The organism is Micromonospora sp. NPDC005174 (assembly GCF_040608495.1).
Lineage (GTDB): Bacteria > Actinomycetota > Actinomycetes > Mycobacteriales > Micromonosporaceae > Micromonospora.
The window spans coordinates 83,476-101,961 of sequence record NZ_JBEXIJ010000025.1 but is presented as its reverse complement, the minus strand read 5'-3'; the positions used below and the strand labels follow the sequence as shown (position 1 = coordinate 101,961).

Here is an 18,486-nt window from a genome sequence, read left to right as displayed (position 1 = left end):
GGGTCACTCATTCGGTGGGTTGTTCGCCCAGGTCCTCGCCGACCGGGGGCTCGGCGCGGCGGTGGTGGGGGTGCACCCGGCGGCGGCGCAGGGATCAAGCCTGACCGCCCGGAGCAGCTCGGGCTCCGGCGAAAACCCACGACCGCAACCAATGAAGAGCAACCAAGGAAGCCTCAGAGAACGAGCCGAGCCTTCTGGAACGCATCCGCCTCCTCGTCGGTGCCGACCTTGCCGTACATGCCGGCCATGAGCAGCACCAGGGAGGCCGACAGCACCACGACCACCGTGAGGACGTTGACGTTGAAGATGTTGGCGTCGGTGCGGATGAACGCGAGAGCGCCGAGGCCGATGACCATCAGGGTGTACGCCAGCCACTGGTTGATCGCCACGTCGATGTTGCGGCCGAGTCCGGTGCCGACCAGCACGACGAGCCCGAGCAGCACGCAGAGCAGCGAGAAGCCGAGGTTGGTGCCCTGGCCGAGGACCTTCGTGTCGTCCTGCGCGAGGACCTCGTTGCCGGCGCTCGCGATGATGCCGAGCACGCCGAAGACCACCAGGTACAGACCGGTCAGCCCGCCGATCGCCCGGTAGATCGGCCGCGCGGGGTGGTTGATGGGGGTGTGGGCCATGTCTGGGTCTCCAACGCCGTGGGGTGAGGTGTCGCCGTTGATTGTCCCGCATGTGCCGGTGTGACGCCGCACACGGCCCCCGCGCCGGCGTGCCCGGGCGGGTCAGCCCTCGGGCAGCTCCTCGGCGAGGGTCATCCAGCTCTCCTCGATACCTTCCCGCTCGGCGCGCAGATCCTTGAGCTGGGTGTCCAGCTCGGCGACGCGGGCATAGTCCGTGGCCTGGGCGGCGAGCTGGTCGAGCAGGGTGGTCTCGCGCTGGTCGAGCTTGCCGAGCTGCCGTTCGAGGCGGGTCAGCTCCTTGCGGGCCTGGCGCACCTCGGCGGCCGACATGCCACCCACGCTGGGCCCGGCCGGCCCGACCGAGACGGTGCTGCCCACCCGAGCGGAGCCGGCCCGCTCGGCGGTCCGGGCGAGGTACTCGTCGACGCCACCGGGCAGGTGCACCAGCCGGCCGTCGCCGAACATCCCGTACGCGGTGTCGGTGACGCGTTCGATCAGGTAGCGGTCGTGGCTGGCCACGATGATCGTGCCCGGCCAGGAGTCGAGCAGGTCCTCCAGCGCGGCGAGGGTGTCGGTGTCCAGGTCGTTGGTGGGCTCGTCGAAGAGCAGCACGTTGGGCTCGCCGGCCAGCAGCCGCAGCATCTGCAACCGGCGGCGCTCACCGCCGGAGAGGTCGCTGACGGGTGTCCAGAGACGGCGGTCGTCGAAGCCGAAGACCTCGGCGAGCTGCGCGGCGGAGACCTCCCGGTCGCCGAGCTGGACCCGGCGGGCGATCTCCTCGACGGCTTCCAGGACCCGCAGGTGCCCGGGCAGCTCGGCGAGTTCCTGGGAGAGGAACGCCGGCCGCACGGTGGAGCCGGTGGTGAAGCGACCTCCGTCGGGCCGGGTGATGCCGGCGAGCATCCGCAGCAGGGTGGTCTTGCCGGCACCGTTGGCGCCGAGGATGGCGATCCGGTCGCCCGGGCCGACCAGCCAGGTGGCGTCGCTCAGGATCTCCTTCGGCCCGGCGTGCAGCTCGACGTCCGTGAGCTCGTACACCTGTTTGCCGAGGCGGGAGACGGCCATGCGCTGCAACGACATGGTGTCGCGGGCCGGCGGCACGTCGGCGATCAGCGCGTTGGCGGCGTCGATCCGGAACTGCGGCTTGGAGGTGCGGGCGGGCGGGCCACGCCGCAACCAGGCGATCTCCTTGCGCAGCAGGTTCTGCCGGCGGGCCTCGGTGGCGGCGGCAACCCGCTCGCGCTCGACGCGGGCGAGGGTCCAGGCGGCGAAGCCACCCTCGTACGCGCGGACGGTCTGGTCCGCGACCTCCCAGGTGGTGGTGCAGACGGCGTCCAGGAACCACCGGTCGTGGGTGACCACCACGAGGGCGCCCTTGCGGCCGACCAGGTGCCGGGCCAGCCAGTCGACACCGCCGACGTCGAGGTGGTTGGTGGGCTCGTCGAGGATCAGCAGGTCCGAGTCGCGCACGAGCAGCGCGGCGAGCGCCACCCGCCGCCGTTCGCCGCCGGACATCGGGCCGACCGGCTGGTCGAGGCCGAGGTGCGGCATGCCGAGGCCGTCGAGGATGTTGCGGACGCCGGCGTCGCCGGCCCACTCGTGCTCGGCGCCCATGCCCTCGCCCAGCCAGGCGGTCCCGAGCACCACGTCCCGGACGGTGGCCTCGGGAGCGAGGGTGAGCTGCTGCGGCAGCCAGAGCACGCGCAGGTCACGACGGTGGGTGACCCGGCCGTCGTCGGGGCCCTCCTGCTTGGTGAGCAGCCGCAGCAGGGTGGACTTGCCGGCGCCGTTGAGGCCGACCACACCGATCCGGTCGGCGTCGTCCAGGCCGAGCGAGACGTCCGTGAGCAGCCGCCCGGCGGCGCCGTACCCCTTGGACACCCGGTCCAGATTGACGATGTTGGCCACGTTCCACCCTTCAAGATCAAGGCGTCCGGGTGCCGGCGGGCACCTCGGGACGCCTGACCCAAGGGTACGCGGACGTCCCGGCCGGCCGCGCCGGCCGGGGAGCGCCGTCAGACGACGCGCGCCCCTGCCACCGGGCCGCGTGCGACCCGCGCCTCCCGGCACACGCCGGCGCCGGTCAGCTCGGCGGCGATCCGCTCGGCGTCGGCGGCGTCGGCCGCGAGGAACACGCAGGTGGGGCCGGAGCCGGAGACTATGCCGGTGAGCGCGCCGGCAGCCTCGCCGGCCTTCAGGGTGTCGGCCAGCGCGGGACGCATGGCCAGCGCCGCGTCCTGGAGGTCGTTGCCGAGCGAACGGGCGAGGACCTGCGGGTCGCGCTGGCGCAGCGCGCCGAGCAGGTCGTCGGTGCTGCCCAGCGGGGTACCGGCGGTGCCGGCGTCACGGAGCCGGTCCAACTCCCGGTACGCGGCAGGCGTGGACAGGCCGACATCGGCGATCGCCACCACCCAGTGCCAGGACGTCGGGCGGACCAGCACCGGGCTGACCGCCTCACCGCGCCCGGTGCCCAGCGCGGTGCCCCCGTAGATCAGGAACGGCACGTCCGAGCCGAGGTCGGCGGCGATCCCGGCCAACTCGTCGCGGGACAACCCGGTGCCCCAGAGCGCGTCGCAGGCCACCAGGGCGGCCGCCGCGTCGGCGCTACCGCCGGCCAGCCCACCGGCCAGAGGGATCTGCTTGCGCAGGTGCAGTCGGGCGTGCGGCAGGACACCCGCGTAACCAGCCAGGGCGTGCGCTGCGCGGAGCACCAGGTTGGAGTCGTCAAGCGCCAGCTCGCCGGTGCCCTCACCCTCCATGGTCAGGGCGAGGGTGTCGCCTCGGCGAGCGGTCAGCTCGTCGTAGATGGAGATCGCGTGATAGACCGTGTTCAACTCGTGGTAGCCGTCGCGGCGCAGCGGCCCCACCCCGAGGTGCAGGTTGACCTTCGCGGGCACCCGCACCCGCACCGGGCCGACGGCCCCGCGTCGCTCGTCCTCGTCGTCCGGTCGCCAGGCCTCGGTCACGGGGTGAATCCCCGCATGCTCAGGCGGATGTCGAACGGCTTGGCCACGATCAGCTCCTCGGCGTCCTCGGCGGGCACGGGCGCCAGCCTACTTCGCGCCCGGCGTACCGGCCGGAGACGACGCGGCGATGGCCGCGAACTGCTCGACGGTCAGTGACTCGCCGCGCGCGCCGGGGTCGACGCCCGCGGCGGTGAGGGCGGCGGCGGCCCGGTCCGGGCCGCCGGCCCAGCCGGCGAGCGCCGCGCGCAGGGTCTTGCGACGCTGCGCGAACGCCGCGTCCACCACGGCGAAGACCCGCTGCCGGGGTACGTCGGGTCGGGGCGGATCGTGCCGGGTGAAGGCGACCAGACCGGAGTCGACGTTGGGGACCGGCCAGAACACGTTCGGTGGCACCCGCCCGGCGCTGCGGGCGCTGGCGTACCACGCGAGCTTGACCGACGGGATGCCGTACACCTTGGAGCCGGGACCGGCGACGAGCCGGTCGGCGACCTCCTTCTGCACCATCACCAGGCCGTGTCGCAGGGAGGGCAGCTCGGCGAGCAGGTGCAGCACCACGGGTACGGCGACGTTGTAGGGCAGGTTCGCGACCAGCGCGGTCGGCGGCGGGTCGCCCAGGTCCGCTGCGGTGACGCGTAGCGCGTCGGCGCGGTGCACGCTCAGCCGGTCGGCGTCCGCCCCGGCGTGCCGGGCGGCGGTCTCCGGCAGCGCCCCGGCGAGCGTCGGGTCGATCTCCACGGCGTGCACGTGCCCGGCGACCGGCAGCAGCCCCAGGGTCAGCGAGCCCAGCCCGGGGCCGACCTCCAGGGCCACGTCGTCGGGGGTCAGGCCGGCGGCGGTGACGATCCGCCGCACGGTGTTCGGGTCGTGCACGAAGTTCTGACCCAGCTTCTTGGTGGGCGCGACGCCCAGCCGGGTGGCGAGCTCCCGGATCTCCGCCGGGCCGAGGAGGCTCACCACGGGCCGAAGGCCCGGTCGCCGGTGGCGGAGATGGCCGCGCACAGCTCGTCCAGGTCACTGCCGGTCGTCTCGGCGAGGAAGCGGACGGTCAGCGGAATGAGGTACGAGGCGTTCGGCCGACCCCGGTGCGGGATCGGGGTGAGGTAGGGGGCGTCGGTCTCCACCAGCAGCTGATCCAGCGGGGTGAGCGCGGCGGCCTCGCGCAGCGCGGCGGCACTGCCGAAGGTGACAGTGCCGGCGAAGCTGAGCAGGTAGCCCCGACGTACGCACTCGCGGGCGAACTCGGCGTCGCCGGAGAAGCAGTGCAGCACCACCGTGTCCGGCGCGCCCTCGTCGTCGAGGATGCGCAGCACGTCCGCGTGGGCGTCCCGGTCGTGGATGACAAGCGCCTTGCCGTACCGCTTGGCGATCGCGATGTGCGCCCGGAAGCTCTCCTCCTGCGCGGCGCGCCCCTCGTCGCCGGTGCGGAAGAAGTCCATTCCGGTCTCGCCGATCCCCCGGACCCGGTCGCGGGCGGCCAACGACTCGATCTCCCGCAGCCCCTCGTCGAGGTCCGCCAGCCGGGGCGCCTCGTTGGGGTGCAGCGCCACGGTGGCCAGCACCGCCGGGTACGCGTCGGCGACGTCCGCGCCCCACCGCGAGGAGGCGACGTCCACCCCCACCTGCACCAGCCGGTCCACCCCGACGCTGACGGCCAGGTCGACGGCCGCAGCGATCGGGTCCTCGGCCGGACCGCCACCCGGTACGCCCGCCTCGCTCACCGTGATGTCCAGGTGGGTGTGGCTGTCCAGCACCGGCCGGGGCAGCGGCTCGGGGGCGGGTGGGAACTCTCCGGCCCGCCGGGCGGCACGCTCGCGGCGGGTTTCAGTCGGCTCGCTCATCAGCGACAGCATCACACACCGGCGTCGTCCATCCGCCCGCCACCCGGCGTTCACCTCGACTACGCCGCGCGACTCTACCGTCGCGGCAATGGACGTCAGACCCCACGTGAGCGACGCCGCAGGCGAACGGACCGGTCTGCGCGTGGCATTCGGCGGCGGCGTCTATCCGGCCGAGGAGATCGCCCGGGGCGCCGCGTACGAGCTGTTCAGCGCCGAGGAGGTCGCCGGCTTCGAACGGGCGTCGCGTCCGGGCAGCGCCCTGCCGTGGCGACGGTTCGTGCACGTCACCGAGGTGAGCGCGGTGCACGGGGCCGTCGAGCCGGCCGAGGAGCCGGAGACGCCGCTGATGATGCCGGCGCACCGGGAGCGCGGCTGGTCGCACGTACACCAGCTCAGCCAGCAGCCATCGGCGGTGGGTGACCCGGTGTTGACCGCGGTGCGCGCCTCGGCGGTGGTGCGGCGCGGCACCCGGATGGTGAAGGTGCTCTCCGCCGCGCAGCTCGCCGGGTACGTGCGGGGCTGGCTGCCGCACGGCTTCTGCTACCGGGAGCACGATGTGGCGCACCTGCGGACGCCGGCGACGACCACTGTGCTGCGCACCGACGGCGACGTCGCGCGGGACAGCTCGGACGTGGCGTACGCGCTGCGCTGGCGGGCGGCCGACCCGGGCGACTACGACGTGCCGATGGGCGAGGCGCACCGGGGCCTGACCGCGCTGGCGTCCCGCGACCGCGTGGGACCACCGGTGCTGGGCACCGGCTTCGTGCCGAGCAACGGCCAGCTCATCCCCGAGTTCGTCACCCGGGACTTCGCCGACCTGCCCATGCCGGCGAACGCGACCCTGCTCGCGTACACCGCCGAGGGTGTCGAGGTGGTGCTCTACAGCTACCAGGCCGAGCAGCGCGCCTGGCTGCGGATGGTGGGCCCGCAGTGGCGGCACCTGCTGGCCGCGGTGCCGGGCGTCTCCCCCGACCAGGAGTACGTCCCGACCGGCGACGCCCCGCGCTCGACCCAGCTGGTCGGCCTGTTCGGCGACACGGAGTACGAGGCGGTGGCCGACCTGCCCGGGGGTTTCCGGGTGTTGGCGATGACCCGGGCGGCCCGTTACCCGGTGGAGGCGGTGGCCCGCCGGCTCCGGTTCGCCACGTGGCGGGGCGTGTCGTGCCTGGTGCTGCGTGAGGAGGCCGGCTGGCTGCGGCTGCGGCTGCGGCACCCCGACCCGGACGCGGTGGTCGGCACCGGCGCGCAGTGCCACGACCGGGGCGTCTACGAGACCTGGGCGCCGGGCGCCGAGGTGACCGACGACCAGGTCATGGACACCCGGTACGCGATCTGACGGCACGCGGCGGCGGGACGTCCACCGCCGCGCGCCGTCCGACGTTCAGTCGGCCAGGCGGGCCAGCTCCTCGTCGACGATCGACGGGTCGAGCTTGCGGAACACGGGCTTGGGGGCGGTCAGCGGCCGGCCGGCCTCGATCGGCACCGACTCCCAGCGCGCGCCCACCGTGTAGTCACCGGTGAGCACCGGGTACGACGGGCCGCCGTCCAGGTCGTCGACCTGCTCGATGACGGGCATCGGCGCGTGTACGCCGGTGCCGCCGAGCAGCTCGTGCACCTGCTGGGCGGAGTGCGGCAGGAACGGGGTGAGCAGCGTGTTGGCGTCGCTGATCACCTGGAGGGCGACGTGCAGGATGGTGCCCATCCGGGGCTTGTCGGCCTCGGCCTTGAGCTTCCACGGGGCCTGCTCGGAGAGGTACCTGTTGGCCTCGGCGACCACCTTCATCGCCTCGCCGATGGCCTGCTTCTGCCGGTGCCGACCGATCAGGTCGCCGACCGTGGTGAAGCCGACCCGGGCAACGGCGAGCAGTGCCTCGTCGGCCTCGGTGAGCCCGGCCGGGTCGACCGGCGGGATGGCCCCGAAGTTCTTCGCGGCCATCGACACGCACCGGTTGACCAGGTTGCCCCAGCCGGCGACCAGCTCGTCGTTGTTGCGGCGCAGGAACTCGGCCCAGGTGAAGTCGGTGTCGTTGCTCTCCGGGCCGGCTGCGGCGATGAAGTAGCGCAGCGCGTCGGCGTCGTAGCGCTCCAGGAAGTCCCGGACGTAGATGACCACCTTGCGGGACGAGGAGAACTTGCGCCCCTCCATGGTCAGGTATTCGCTGGAGACGACCTCGGTGGGCAGGTTGAGTCGGCCCAGGTCACCCGGCTCACCGTCCCGCGAGCCCTCGCCGGAGTAGCCGGAGAGCAGCGCCGGCCAGATCACCGAGTGGAAGACGATGTTGTCCTTGCCCATGAAGTAGTAGGACTGGGCGTCCTTGCCCTCCGCGTCGGTCGACCACCACCGCCGCCACGCCTCGGGGTCGCCGGAGCGGCGGGCCCACTCGATCGAGGCGGACAGGTAGCCGATCACCGCGTCGAACCAGACGTAGATCCGCTTGTCGGGGCGGTCCCGCCAGCCGTCGAGCGGGATCGGCACGCCCCATTCCAGGTCACGGGTGATCGCCCGGGGCTGGAGGTCGTCGAGCAGGTTGCGGGAGAACCGCAGCACGTTGGGCCGCCACCCCTCCCGGGTGTCCAGCCACTGCCGCAGCACCTCGGCCAGGGCGGGCAGGTCCAGGAAGAAGTGCTCGGTCTCGACGAACTTCGGGGTCTCGCCGTTGATTCGCGACTTCGGGTCGATCAGGTCGATCGGGTCGAGCTGGTTGCCGCAGTTGTCGCACTGGTCGCCGCGCGCGCTGTCGTACCCGCAGATCGGGCAGGTGCCCTCGATGTACCGGTCGGGCAGGGTGCGCCCGGTGGACGGCGAGATCGCGCCCATGGTGGTCTTGGGCACGATGTAGCCGTTGCGGTACATGCCCTCGAACAACTCCTGCACCACCGTGTAGTGGTTGCGGGTGGTGGTGCGGGTGAACAGGTCGTAGGAGAGGCCGAGGCCGTGCAGGTCCTCCACGATCACCCTGTTGTACCGGTCGGCCAGCTCGCGCGGGGTGACCCCGTCGGCGTCGGCCTGCACCTGGATGGGGGTGCCGTGCTCGTCGGTACCGGAGACCATGAGCACGTCGTGGCCGGCCATCCGCATATACCGGGCGAAGACGTCGGAGGGAACGCCGAAACCGGAGACGTGGCCGATGTGGCGGGGGCCGTTGGCGTACGGCCAGGCCACTGCCGCGAGAACGTGACTCATGAGCAGCAAGCCTAGTGACCCGTCCGGCGTGCCCGCGAACCAATAGGGGGTGCCGGGTCGACGGACCGGGCCGACCCCCTCGGCCTTTGGTCCGATTTGTCGCCGACACGCGGCCCAGCTGCCCGTTCAGCCCCCGCTACCGGTGTGCAATGAACGTCGTGACTGGCAGACGAGCGGCTCGGGACCATGACGAGCGTCCCACCGGGCCGGCGGCCGGGGACGAGGCCACCCGGACATCCGAGCCCAGGGGCAGCGGGGTCGCGCCGCTGCCCCGACCGGTACCTCCCGCCGCCGACCCGACCGCCACCGGCCGCCCCGGCGCGTCGTCCCGGCCGGGCGCTTCGTCCCGGCCGAGCCCCACGCCACGGCCGCCGACACCCACCCCGGCGCGCCCCAGCCCGACGGTGCCCACACCCAGCCCGGCCCGGCCACACCCGGCAGGATCGTCCGGCGAGACGCCGCCACCCGGTTCCTCCGCCGACATGACGGCACCCGACTCGTCCGCCGACACGCCGCCACGCGGTTCGCCCGCCGGCACGACGACGGCCGCGAGCACGGCACTGGCGGATGCCGGACCGGGCGGGGCGACGGTCGAGGTGGAGCCCACCACCGGGGCCCCGGTGGACGCGGTGCCACGCCGGGTGCCGATCCGTCAACAGAGCCGCAGCCGGGACGCGTACCGGCCCGACGGGGAGCAGTCGTCGGACGACGGTGTCTTCTGGGCGCCGATCGAGGAGGTGCACTGGGATGGCACCCCGGTCCGGGACGACCCCGCTCCCCGACCGCGCTCCCCGGCGACCGACCGCCGCAGGGCCGCGCGGACGACGGCGCTGCCGGACCCGCTGCGCGGGCTCACCGTCCTGGTGCTGTTGAGCCTGGTCACAGCCTTCTTCGCCTGGGTCAGCGCGGGGCCGTTCTGGCTCGCCGTCGGGCACGGGCGCGATGGCACGGTGGTGATCGACACCTGCACCGGCGGCGGCCTCAGCCAGCGGTGCCGGGGGATCTTCACGGCGGACGACGGACGGTTCCTGGCACACGGCGTACGCGTCAGCGGCGTACCCACCGGAGGCGGCGCGACGGGAACCGCGCACCGGGCCCGGATGACCGGCCCGGACAGCGGCACCGCGTACGCCGACACCGGCGCGAGCCGGCACCTGCACTGGCTGCCCGGGCTGTTGGTGGTGCTCGGCTGCGCCGCCGGCATCGTCCGGTGGACCGGGTCGGCCCGGCTGCCCGGCCGACGACACCGCCGTTGGGCGGTGTCCGCCGCACTCGCCGGCCCCACCCTGATCACCCTCGGTTTCCTGGCCGCCGCCTGGTGAACGCGTGCCCGGCGGGTCAGCTGTGCACGATCGTGTAGACCTCGCGGCGGCGCAGGGAGTATTCGGTGGCGACATCGGTGATGGCGTCCCGGCGGGAGCGGCCCGCAGCCTCGCGCTCGGCGACCGCGGCACGCAGGGTCTCGTCGTCGGGGCGCTCCGCAGGGGTCACCGGAGCGCCGCCCACCACGAGGGTGATCTCCCCGCGCGGATCGCTCTCCGAGGCCCATCGGGCCAGCTCACCGAGGGGGCGACGGAGCACCTCCTCGTACGTCTTGGTGAGTTCCCGGCAGAGCGCGGCCGGCCGGTCCGCGCCGAACGTCTCGGCCAGGTCGGTCAACGCCGCGCCGATCCGGTGCGGCGCCTCGAAGAAGACGAGGGTGCGCTCCTCGGCGGCGAGCGCCCGCAGCCGGGACCGGCGGGCACCCCCACTGCGCGGCAGGAACCCCTCGAAGCAGAACCGGTCGCACGGCAGCCCGGAGACGGCGAGGGCGGTGGTCACCGCGCTGGGCCCCGGCGCGACGGTGACCGGCGCACCCGCGTCCAGCGCCGCCCGGACCATCCGGTATCCCGGGTCGGAGACGCTCGGCATACCGCCGTCGGTCACCAACGCCACCGTGTAACCGCCGAGGATGACCTCGACCAGTTCGGGCGTACGCCGTTCCTCGTTGCCCTCGAAGTAGGAGACGATCCGACCGCCGACGGTGATGTCGAGGTCGCGGGCCAGCCGGGTGAGGCGACGGGTGTCCTCGGCGGCCACCACGTCGGCGCTCGCCAGCACCTCCCGGAACCGCACCGAGGCGTCGGCGGGGTTGCCGAGCGGGGCACCGAGCAGGATCAGGCGCCCAGCTTCGGACATTTCACCCACGACATCGTCTCCTTCATCGACAGCGAATACCGGTATCAGGGACGACGGGCGCCACACGACACCCTGGCAGCCTACGATCGCCGGGTGACGAGTGCGTCGACAGCGCAGAGCCCGAGCGCCGACCCGGCAGACCCGGTCGAGGTGTCCGGCGAGCCCAGCCCCCAGCAGACACCGGCGGAGCCGCGTGCCGACGGCGGGGGGGTGTCCGCCGTGGTCCGTCGTCGGTTCGCCACCGTCGACACCCGGATGGACCCGTACTCGTGGCTGGCCACCGCCGTGGTGGTGGCCATCGCGGCGATCCTGCGCTTCGTCGGCCTGTCCAGTCCCAAGGGCAAGATCTTCGACGAGACGTACTACGCCAAGGACGCGTACGGGCTGATCAGTCGCGGCGTCGAGTGGAACTACAAGGACAACGGCCCGTCGTACGTGGTGCACCCGCCACTGGGCAAGTGGCTGATCGGCATCGGCGAGTGGGCCTTCGGCTATCAGGACGCGGAGTCGAAGGTGTCCGTCGGCGGGCACCTGTTCACCACCGCGCCGGAGTTCGGGTGGCGGTTCTCGGCGGCCGTCATCGGGACGCTGTCGGTGCTGCTCCTCGTCCGCATCGGTCGGCGGCTGTTCCGCTCGACGGTGCTCGGCTGCGCGGCCGGCCTGCTGCTCGCGTTGGACGGCTTCCACCTGGTGCTGTCGCGCGCCGCGCTGCTCGACATCTTCCTGCTGTTCTTCGTGCTGGCCGCGTTCGGGGCGCTGGTGCTCGACCGGGACGCCCGGCGGCGGCGCTGGGCGCGCGCCCTGGACGAGGGGCTCGACCCCAGCCTGTCGGGTCGCGAGGGCCGGCCGTCGACCGGCTGGCGGACGTGGCCGTGGTGGCGTCTGGCGGCCGGGGTGCTGATCGGTTGCGCCTGCGCGGTCAAGTGGAGCGCGCTCTACTTCGTGCCGGTGTTCGCCCTGTTCGTGGTCCTCTGGGAGGTCGGGCTCCGTCGGTCGGCGGGCGTCCGCAGGCCCTGGCGGGACACCCTGCTCGACGAGGTGCCCTGGCTGGTGCTGGCCGGGGTGCTGATGATCGGCACCTACCTGGCCACCTGGTCGGGGTGGCTGATCAGCGACGACGGCTACTACCGGCTGGCGACGTCGTCCGCCTACCCGACGGGGTCACTCAGCGACACCCCGGTGATCGGCCCGCTGGTCAACCTCTACGAGTACCACCGGGCCGCGTACGGCTTCCACGCGCAGCTCGACGATCCGCACAAGTACCAGTCGTGGCCGTGGCAGTGGCTGCTGCTCGGGCGACCGGTCGCGTTCCACTGGTCGGGGGACGGCGCCTGCGGCGCGCCGACCTGCGCCTCGGAGATCCTGCTGCTGGGCACCCCGCTGCTGTGGTGGTCGTTCCTGCCCGCTCTGGTCGCCCTCGTCTGGCTGGGTATCGCCCGGCGGGACTGGCGGGCCGGCGCGATCCTGCTCAGCGTGGCCGCAGGTCTGCTGCCCTGGTTCTGGTTCGCTCTCGACGGCCGGACGATGTTCTCCTTCTACACGGCGCCGGCACTGCCCTTCCTGGTGCTCGCCGTGGTGTACGTGCTGGGTGCGATGATCGCCCCGGCCGGGGGTGACGTGGGCGAGACGGCGGCCCTGACGCCCGGGGATGCCGGCTACGAGAGACGGCTGGTCGGCAGCATCGCGGCCGGGGCGTACGTGCTGCTGGTGGGCCTGTGCTTCGCGTACTTCTATCCGATCTTCGTGGGCCGACTGATCCCGTACTCGGACTGGCTGGCCCGGATGTGGCTCGACGGTCGCTGGATATAAGCACCGGCAGGCGACGCGCCGCACAGCGCGACGGAAATCGGGCCCGCACGCGGAAAGCGTGCGGGCCCGATTCGTGCCTTCCAAGCTCTACACGAAGACGCGCGCCCCGATCGCCTGCCACGGGGGAAGCGGGCGATTGGGGCGCGCATGAAGAGCTTAACCACCGCGCGCCACCGGCACAACGGGTCAACTTGGGTCGGATTTCCGACCGATTCCGCCCGGGCCGAGGACTATCCTCCGGCCGTTGACCGAGGGTGACCTGACGTGGACCCAGCGCCCCCTCGCGGAGTCGTTCCCGGGCCGTACTGGACGACCAACCACCCCGACGATCATCCAAAGTGGATCTCACTACACTGCGGGCCGTGATCAACTTCAGACGATCGGCGGCCGTCCTTCTCGGACTGCTGGCGACCACCGCGCTGACCGGGCCGGTCCCGGCGGCGGCCGACGAGGAGCAGGTGGCCGAGCCGCCCCGGATCGAGCTGGTGCTCGACGTCAGCGGCTCGATGCGGGCGGCGGACATCGACGGGCGCACCCGGATCTCGGTGGCCCAACAGGCGTTCAACGACGTGGTGGACGCGCTGCCCGAGGAGACCCAGCTCGGCATCCGGGTGCTCGGCGCGACCTACAAGGGCAAGGACAAGAAGGTCGGCTGCCAGGACACCCAGCAGATCGTGCCGGTCGGGCCGGTCGACCGGTCCGCGGCCAAGGCGGCGGTCGCCGGGTTGCGGCCCACCGGATTCACCCCGGTCGGGCTCGCGCTGCGCTCTGCCGCACAGGACCTGGGCACCGGCACCACCACCCGACGGATCGTGCTGATCACCGACGGGGAGGACACCTGCGCGCCGCCGGACCCCTGCCAGGTGGCCCGGGAACTCGCCGCGCAGGGCACCAGCCTGGTCGTCGACACGCTCGGCCTCGCACCCGACGAGAAGGTACGCCGACAACTGCTCTGCATCGCCGGGGCGACCGGCGGCACGTACACCGCGGCGCAGAGCGCCGACGAGCTGACCGGCCGCATCAAGCAACTCGTCGAGCGGGCCGGAGACACCCACACCCGGGCGCCGACCGTCGTCGGCGGCACGGACGACTGCGCTTCCGCGCCGCTGCTCGCCCCCGGGGTGTACGCCGACCGGGAGTCGTTCTCCGAGCACCGCTACTACCGGGTGCCCGTACGCCCCGGGCAGGAGCTGCGCGCGTCGGTGAGCATGGCGCTGGACCGTCCGGTGAACCGGGACTACGGCGTGCTGCTGCGGGCGACCGCGGCGGACGGCCGGGAACTGGTTCGAGGCGCGGACGCCGGCAGCGGCCGCGCCGACGTGCTCTCCGCCGGTCTGCGCTGGTCCGCCACGGCGGACGACGAGGCGACCACCGACGACGAAGCCGCCGAGGAGAGCCCGGCACCCGTCGTCGAGCCCACCACCGTCTGCCTGGTGGTCAGCAACTCGTTCGCCGCGCGTCCGGGCACCGCCGCGACGCCCGGCATGCCGGTGGAGTTGACCATCGACGTGGTCGCTGCCGCAGGCGCCCCGGACGGCCCCGATCTCGGCCGAGGCTGGGTGCTGCTCGTCCTGCTCACCGTGGCCGGCCTGCTGACCGGCCTGATCGCCGGCCTGCTCACCCGCTGGTGGGTCGCCACCTGGAGGGAGAACTGATGCGTACCGCTCTGTTCCGCTCGCTGGCGGCGCTGCTCGCCGCCGGTGGGGCCGCGCTGCTGCCCGCGGCGGCCGTGGCCGCCCCCACCCCGTCTCCGGGCGCCACGCCGGTGACCCGGGCCGGCACCTCGTTCCTCACCGCCACGCCGATCACCGCCGGCCAGCCGGTACGCGTGGACGCCTCCGTCGGCGACCACCTGTACTGGTCGTTCACCGCGACCGCCGGCCAGGTCCACGAGATCACCGCCACCGTCACCTTCCCCAAGGCGCGCGGTGGGGCCTCCACCTGGACGATCGACGTGTTCGACGGGCTGCGCCGACGACAGGCGTGCACCGCCGGCGCGCAAACGCCGACGGTAGATGGCAAGGCGTCGAGCGTGGCGCTGGGCTGCACCCTGCGCGAGGTGCGTCCCTGGGCGGAGCCCTGGTCGGCCGACCCGCTGCCCGGCACGTACGTCGTCCGACTCTCGGTCGTCGACCTGCCCGAGCCGGACCTGGGCGCACCCGTCGACGTGGACCTGCTGGTCGGCGTCGTCGCGGACCGGGGCGCCTCGGCCGACGACGGCGCGTTGGCCGCCCCACTGGTGCCGAACACCAAGGCGGGCACGGTGCTCAACGCCGTACCGACGCCCGCGCCGGAGGCGGACGACGAGGGTGACCGGCTGGCGGACTGGCTACCGGATCTCGGCTCGCGTTGGATCTGGACCGGCGTCGGCGGCGTGCTCGCCGCGGTGGCCGGGGTGGTCGGTTTCGCCCTGACCCGGCGGCCCCGGCGGCCCTGACCCGACCGTGTCCGCCGGTGGCCCCGCCCGATCGGGGCGGGGCCACCGGCGGTTCAGCTTCGTCGCGTTCCTCGGGGCAGCCAGCCGATGAACCGGTCCTGCAACGACATCACCGGAGCTGCCCGCAGGTCCTCGGCGGCTGCGGCGAGACACGAGCCCAGGTAGACGCTGAGCATCGCCCGGTCACCCCGGTACTCCGCCAGCAGCCGGCCGCGCTTGGTCGTGCAGGGCCACTCGTCGCCGCAGGAGCCGCAGCTCCAGCCCGGGGTCGTCGGTGCGTGGTCGTCGGCCCGACCCCTCGGCCGTTCGGCGCCATCGCTCATCGCAGCTCCTCCAGATGTTCACGGGACTTGCCAGCTATTGATGGTGGTCCCCCCGGAGCCATCACGAAGGGCGCGACGCGTCCCTCCGGTGTTACATCTTTGCGGTACGTTCTGCGATCGTGGGAGTCGGAAATGTGACCGTCGCGCGAACGTCCCCTCACTACCCGGCGGTAGGTGTCCGCCGTGCGTGACCTCATGCCGCCAACCGTGGCCGTGGCCGTGGCCGCACCCGACGACTGGACCGGCGACCTCCTCGACGCCGAACAGGCGTGTCTCGGCGACAAGGCGGTGCAGACCCGCCGACGGGACTTCACCGCCGGTCGGGTGTGTGCCCGTCGGGCGATGGCCGACCTCGGCCTGCCGACGGTGGCCGTGCCGAGCGCCGCCAACCGCGCGCCGATCTGGCCGGCGGGCGTGGTCGGTGCGATCACCCACACCGCCGGCTACTGCGCCGCCGCCGCGGCGCGCGCCACCGAGGTGCGGTCCGTCGGTATGGACGCCGAGCAGCACCGCGAGATCAATGCGGGGGTACGCCGACTCGTGCTGCTGCCCGAGGAGGAGGAGACCTGCGCGCGGCTACCCTCCGGGGTCCGGTGGCCGATCGTGTTCTTCAGCGCCAAGGAGACCGTCTACAAGGTCTGGCATCCGGTCGTCGGGACCTGGCTGGACTTCCACGACGCCCACCTCGACCTGGACCCGGACGCCGGCACGTTCACCGCCCGGATCGCATCGGCGCGCGTGGACGCTGCCCAGGTCGCCGATCCCCCGACCACGATCACCGGCCGGTTCGTGGTCGCCGACGGCCTGGTCCGCACCGCCGCCGTCCTCGCCCTGCCCTGACCGCCGCCGCTCGCACCGTCCATGCTGGCCGCCGCGCGGGCGCTCGGTGGAACCGTGGACGCGAGGCGGCGCGCCGACCGGGCGACAGTCGACGCACGGTAGCGTCGGCGGGTTCCCGAACCGCACGTACGAGGCGTCAAGGAGTACGGTGACCCACCCCCAGCCCCCCGTCGGACCGCAGGACCCTCAGCAGCCGAGCCCGGAGCCGCCGCCGACGCAGCCGTTCCCGGCGACACCGCAGCCGCAGCAGTCCGCCGCCGACCCGACGGTCCCGCAGGCGCCGGTGCCGCCCGACCCGTGGTCGGCGGCGGCGCAGACGCCGGTGTCGGGTCAGCCGGCAGCCGGGGTGTCACCGCAGGGCGTACCGGAGCAGTGGGCGGCCCCGACGAACGCCCCGCTGCCGCCGTTCGCCAGCTCGCCCTATCCGGTCTCCCCCGACCAGCCCTGGCCGCAGCCCCCGTTCTCGGGCAGCGCCTACCCGTACGCGGGGGGCGCGTATCCACCTCCCGGCGGCCCGGGCTACCCGCCCACGACGCCGCCCGTCGCGACGAAGAGCTCCAAGAAGACCGTGGTGGTCGTCGCGGTGACGGCGGCCGTGCTCACCCTGCTCTGCTGCGCCGGCGGGATCGTGGCGGTGGTCTTCGGCGCGAACCGCGCGGCGAACGAGGTGACCGACGCGCTTCCCACCCCGGGCGTGACCCGCGGCGTCGGGCAGCCACCGGCCACCGCCGCTCCGTCGCCCCGGGCGGCCGACGGCGGCGACACCCGCGACATGTCCGTCGGCGACACCCTGGTCCTCGACGACAGCAGCGGAACCGTCGAGATCACCGTGACGAGGTTCAGCACCTCGGCCAAGCCCTGCACGTCGTACGGCCTTGAGCCGGACGAGGGCATGTACGTGATCGCCGACGTGACGGTTGCGGTCACCAGGGGCACCGGTTCGGCGAACCCGCTCTACTTCCAGTGGGTCGCCGCCGACGGCACCGAGACCAATGCGATCGCCGGCGCCTTCTCCGGCTGCGGCAAGCCCATCCCGGCCGGGAACGACCTGACCGCCGGCACCAGACGCACCGGCAGCGTGGTGTTCGACGTGCACGACAGGTCGGGAGTGCTCGAATACCAACCCAGGTTCGCGACCGCTGGCTCCTGGAAGCCGTGACGTGCGGTGGGGCCGACCCGACGGGCCGGCCCCACGCACCCGTGGAGATCGGGTGTCAGCAGCCCGTCCACCGGACCGGGGTCACCCGGTCGGCGTTGCGGAAGCCGACGATCGTGCCCGTGTCGGCGATGGCCTTCGCGCCGACGTTGCCCCCGCCCGGCAGGATCCGGGAGGTGCCGCCGCGCGCGACCCGCTCGCCACCCACGACGACGCCCTTGGCGTTGACGTCGTCCAGCCCCGCCTCCTCATCGAGGAACGTGTACGAGCCGTCGCGCAGGTCCCACCGCACCTTGGCCGGGCTGGTGCCGCCCAGCCAGACCTGGCCGATGGCCCAGTGACCCGCGGCGGCGTTGACAGTGGTCGACCCACCACCCGGAACCGCGAGCGGCTTGATCTTGCCGTTCGGTCGGCGGACCCAGCTGGTCCAGTCACCGAACGGGCCCGCGTAACCGACGATGGTCCCGTTCGGCGTGATCCCCACCGGCTGGGCGTTGGCCGGGGCGTCGAGCACCTCGACAGTGCCCGGACGAGCGGCGGGCCAGCGCAGGGCGACGAACTCGCCAGGCACGATGTCCGAGCCGTAGCCGACGATGTCACCGCTGGGATTGATGGCGGAGACGAAGATGCCGGTGGACGGCACCACCGGCAACTGCTGGAATGCGCCGTCGCGGTACGCCCACGGCCGGCCGATGCCGTTCTCCGCCCAGCCGTTGCCGATCACGATGCCGCTCTCGTTGACGTCGACCGGGTCGAACCCGTTGGCCGGCGCCTCCACCTCGGTGAGCTGCTGCCCGTCCCAGACCAGCAGCAGGTACTCGTTGCCACTGTCGAGGACCCGCAGGCCGGCCCCGGCGACGAAGCGACCCGACGGGTCGATGGCACTCGCCTCGGCGCGATAGGTGTCCGTCGGGTAGGGCAGCGTGCTGATCGTGCAGGCGTTGGCGGCCGTCCTGGCGGGCGCGGCGGTCGCCGCCGAGGACGCGGCGACCCCGAGGGTGGCGGCGAGCAGTCCGGCGGCGGAGCCCGCGAGCATTCTGCGTCGAGCGGTGTACGTCATCTTCTCTCCCCGTGTGCAGCCCGGTTTTCCGGGCGTCAACTGATGCCAGATGCACTCCTGAGGACG

At 73.1% G+C, this 18,486-nt stretch carries 16 protein-coding genes; 7 read left to right on the top strand and 9 right to left on the bottom strand.

Annotated elements, in window-relative coordinates:
* Positions 1 to 173: 173 nt before the first annotated feature.
* The 5 genes from ABZU91_RS24270 to ABZU91_RS24250 form a co-directional block, all read right to left on the bottom strand.
* Positions 174 to 629: a DUF4383 domain-containing protein gene (locus tag ABZU91_RS24270; RefSeq protein ID WP_355244603.1), complete on the bottom strand. Its 456-nt coding sequence runs from the start codon at positions 627 to 629 to the stop codon at positions 174 to 176.
* A gap of 102 nt (positions 630 to 731) precedes the next feature.
* The gene (locus ABZU91_RS24265; protein WP_355244600.1) at positions 732 to 2,537 is read right to left on the bottom strand and encodes an ABC-F family ATP-binding cassette domain-containing protein; all 1,806 of its coding nucleotides are present in this window, start codon (positions 2,535 to 2,537) and stop codon (positions 732 to 734) included.
* 107 nt (positions 2,538 to 2,644) lie between these two features.
* Positions 2,645 to 3,595, bottom strand: coding sequence for a 4-(cytidine 5'-diphospho)-2-C-methyl-D-erythritol kinase (locus tag ABZU91_RS24260; protein WP_355244597.1), 951 nt, complete (start codon positions 3,593 to 3,595; stop codon positions 2,645 to 2,647).
* An 87-nt stretch (positions 3,596 to 3,682) separates the two neighbouring features.
* The gene (gene rsmA / locus ABZU91_RS24255; RefSeq protein ID WP_355244594.1) at positions 3,683 to 4,552 is read right to left on the bottom strand and encodes a 16S rRNA (adenine(1518)-N(6)/adenine(1519)-N(6))-dimethyltransferase RsmA; all 870 of its coding nucleotides are present in this window, start codon (positions 4,550 to 4,552) and stop codon (positions 3,683 to 3,685) included.
* Positions 4,546 to 5,445, bottom strand: coding sequence for a TatD family hydrolase (locus ABZU91_RS24250; protein ID WP_355244620.1), 900 nt, complete (start codon positions 5,443 to 5,445; stop codon positions 4,546 to 4,548). Before ABZU91_RS24250 ends, rsmA begins: the two co-directional genes overlap by 7 nt.
* Positions 5,446 to 5,521: 76 nt before the next feature.
* On the opposite strand from ABZU91_RS24250, the gene ABZU91_RS24245 reads away from it, so the two are divergent.
* The gene (locus tag ABZU91_RS24245; RefSeq protein WP_355244591.1) at positions 5,522 to 6,769 is read left to right on the top strand and encodes a hypothetical protein; all 1,248 of its coding nucleotides are present in this window, start codon (positions 5,522 to 5,524) and stop codon (positions 6,767 to 6,769) included.
* 45 nt (positions 6,770 to 6,814) lie between these two features.
* On the opposite strand, the gene metG is transcribed toward ABZU91_RS24245, so the two are convergent.
* Complete coding sequence (metG, locus tag ABZU91_RS24240) at positions 6,815 to 8,617, bottom strand: methionine--tRNA ligase (RefSeq protein ID WP_355244588.1); 1,803 nt, start codon at positions 8,615 to 8,617, stop codon at positions 6,815 to 6,817.
* A 158-nt stretch (positions 8,618 to 8,775) separates the two neighbouring features.
* Between metG and ABZU91_RS24235 the strand changes: the two genes are divergently transcribed.
* A complete protein-coding gene (locus ABZU91_RS24235) occupies positions 8,776 to 9,939 on the top strand; it encodes a hypothetical protein (RefSeq protein ID WP_355244585.1) in 1,164 nt (387 codons plus the stop codon).
* A gap of 16 nt (positions 9,940 to 9,955) precedes the next feature.
* On the opposite strand, the gene rsmI is transcribed toward ABZU91_RS24235, so the two are convergent.
* Positions 9,956 to 10,804: a 16S rRNA (cytidine(1402)-2'-O)-methyltransferase gene (gene rsmI / locus ABZU91_RS24230; RefSeq protein ID WP_355244582.1), complete on the bottom strand. Its 849-nt coding sequence runs from the start codon at positions 10,802 to 10,804 to the stop codon at positions 9,956 to 9,958.
* An 84-nt stretch (positions 10,805 to 10,888) separates the two neighbouring features.
* On the opposite strand from rsmI, the gene ABZU91_RS24225 reads away from it, so the two are divergent.
* From ABZU91_RS24225 to ABZU91_RS24215, 3 genes are all read left to right on the top strand, one after another.
* On the top strand, positions 10,889 to 12,604 hold the full coding sequence (locus ABZU91_RS24225) for a phospholipid carrier-dependent glycosyltransferase (RefSeq protein WP_355244579.1): 1,716 nt from the start codon (positions 10,889 to 10,891) through the stop codon (positions 12,602 to 12,604).
* Between the two features lie 362 nt (positions 12,605 to 12,966).
* Positions 12,967 to 14,259 carry a VWA domain-containing protein gene (locus ABZU91_RS24220; RefSeq protein WP_355244576.1) on the top strand — a complete coding sequence of 431 codons (1,293 nt, stop codon included), beginning with the start codon at positions 12,967 to 12,969 and terminating at the stop codon, positions 14,257 to 14,259.
* Positions 14,259 to 15,041: a peptidase gene (locus ABZU91_RS24215; protein WP_355244574.1), complete on the top strand. Its 783-nt coding sequence runs from the start codon at positions 14,259 to 14,261 to the stop codon at positions 15,039 to 15,041. The genes ABZU91_RS24220 and ABZU91_RS24215 overlap by 1 nt, the downstream gene beginning before the upstream one ends.
* A gap of 53 nt (positions 15,042 to 15,094) precedes the next feature.
* On the opposite strand, the gene ABZU91_RS24210 is transcribed toward ABZU91_RS24215, so the two are convergent.
* Positions 15,095 to 15,364, bottom strand: a complete 270-nt coding sequence (locus ABZU91_RS24210; RefSeq protein WP_355244571.1) for a hypothetical protein — start codon at positions 15,362 to 15,364, stop codon at positions 15,095 to 15,097.
* A gap of 183 nt (positions 15,365 to 15,547) precedes the next feature.
* Between ABZU91_RS24210 and ABZU91_RS24205 the strand changes: the two genes are divergently transcribed.
* Together ABZU91_RS24205 and ABZU91_RS24200 are read left to right on the top strand one after the other, a co-directional pair.
* Positions 15,548 to 16,204, top strand: a complete 657-nt coding sequence (locus tag ABZU91_RS24205) for a 4'-phosphopantetheinyl transferase superfamily protein (RefSeq protein ID WP_355244568.1) — start codon at positions 15,548 to 15,550, stop codon at positions 16,202 to 16,204.
* Between the two features lie 148 nt (positions 16,205 to 16,352).
* Positions 16,353 to 17,363: a hypothetical protein gene (locus ABZU91_RS24200; RefSeq protein WP_355244565.1), complete on the top strand. Its 1,011-nt coding sequence runs from the start codon at positions 16,353 to 16,355 to the stop codon at positions 17,361 to 17,363.
* Positions 17,364 to 17,418: 55 nt separating this feature from the next.
* Here ABZU91_RS24200 and ABZU91_RS24195 read toward each other — a convergent pair whose 3' ends face one another.
* A complete protein-coding gene (locus ABZU91_RS24195) occupies positions 17,419 to 18,420 on the bottom strand; it encodes a hypothetical protein (protein WP_355244562.1) in 1,002 nt (333 codons plus the stop codon).
* Positions 18,421 to 18,486 lie beyond the last annotated feature (66 nt).

Bases quoted from the DNA above. Each gene is read 5' to 3' on its own strand.
- ABZU91_RS24270 (WP_355244603.1), bottom strand. From the start codon at position 629: ATGGCCCACACCCCCATCAACCACCCCGCGCGGCCGATCTACCGGGCG.
- ABZU91_RS24250 (WP_355244620.1), bottom strand. From the start codon at position 5,445: ATGCTGTCGCTGATGAGCGAGCCGACTGAAACCCGCCGCGAGCGTGCC.
- ABZU91_RS24245 (WP_355244591.1), top strand. From the start codon at position 5,522: ATGGACGTCAGACCCCACGTGAGCGACGCCGCAGGCGAACGGACCGGT.
- metG (WP_355244588.1), bottom strand. From the start codon at position 8,617: ATGAGTCACGTTCTCGCGGCAGTGGCCTGGCCGTACGCCAACGGCCCC.
- ABZU91_RS24215 (WP_355244574.1), top strand. From the start codon at position 14,259: ATGCGTACCGCTCTGTTCCGCTCGCTGGCGGCGCTGCTCGCCGCCGGT.
- ABZU91_RS24210 (WP_355244571.1), bottom strand. From the start codon at position 15,364: ATGAGCGATGGCGCCGAACGGCCGAGGGGTCGGGCCGACGACCACGCA.
- ABZU91_RS24195 (WP_355244562.1), bottom strand. From the start codon at position 18,420: ATGACGTACACCGCTCGACGCAGAATGCTCGCGGGCTCCGCCGCCGGA.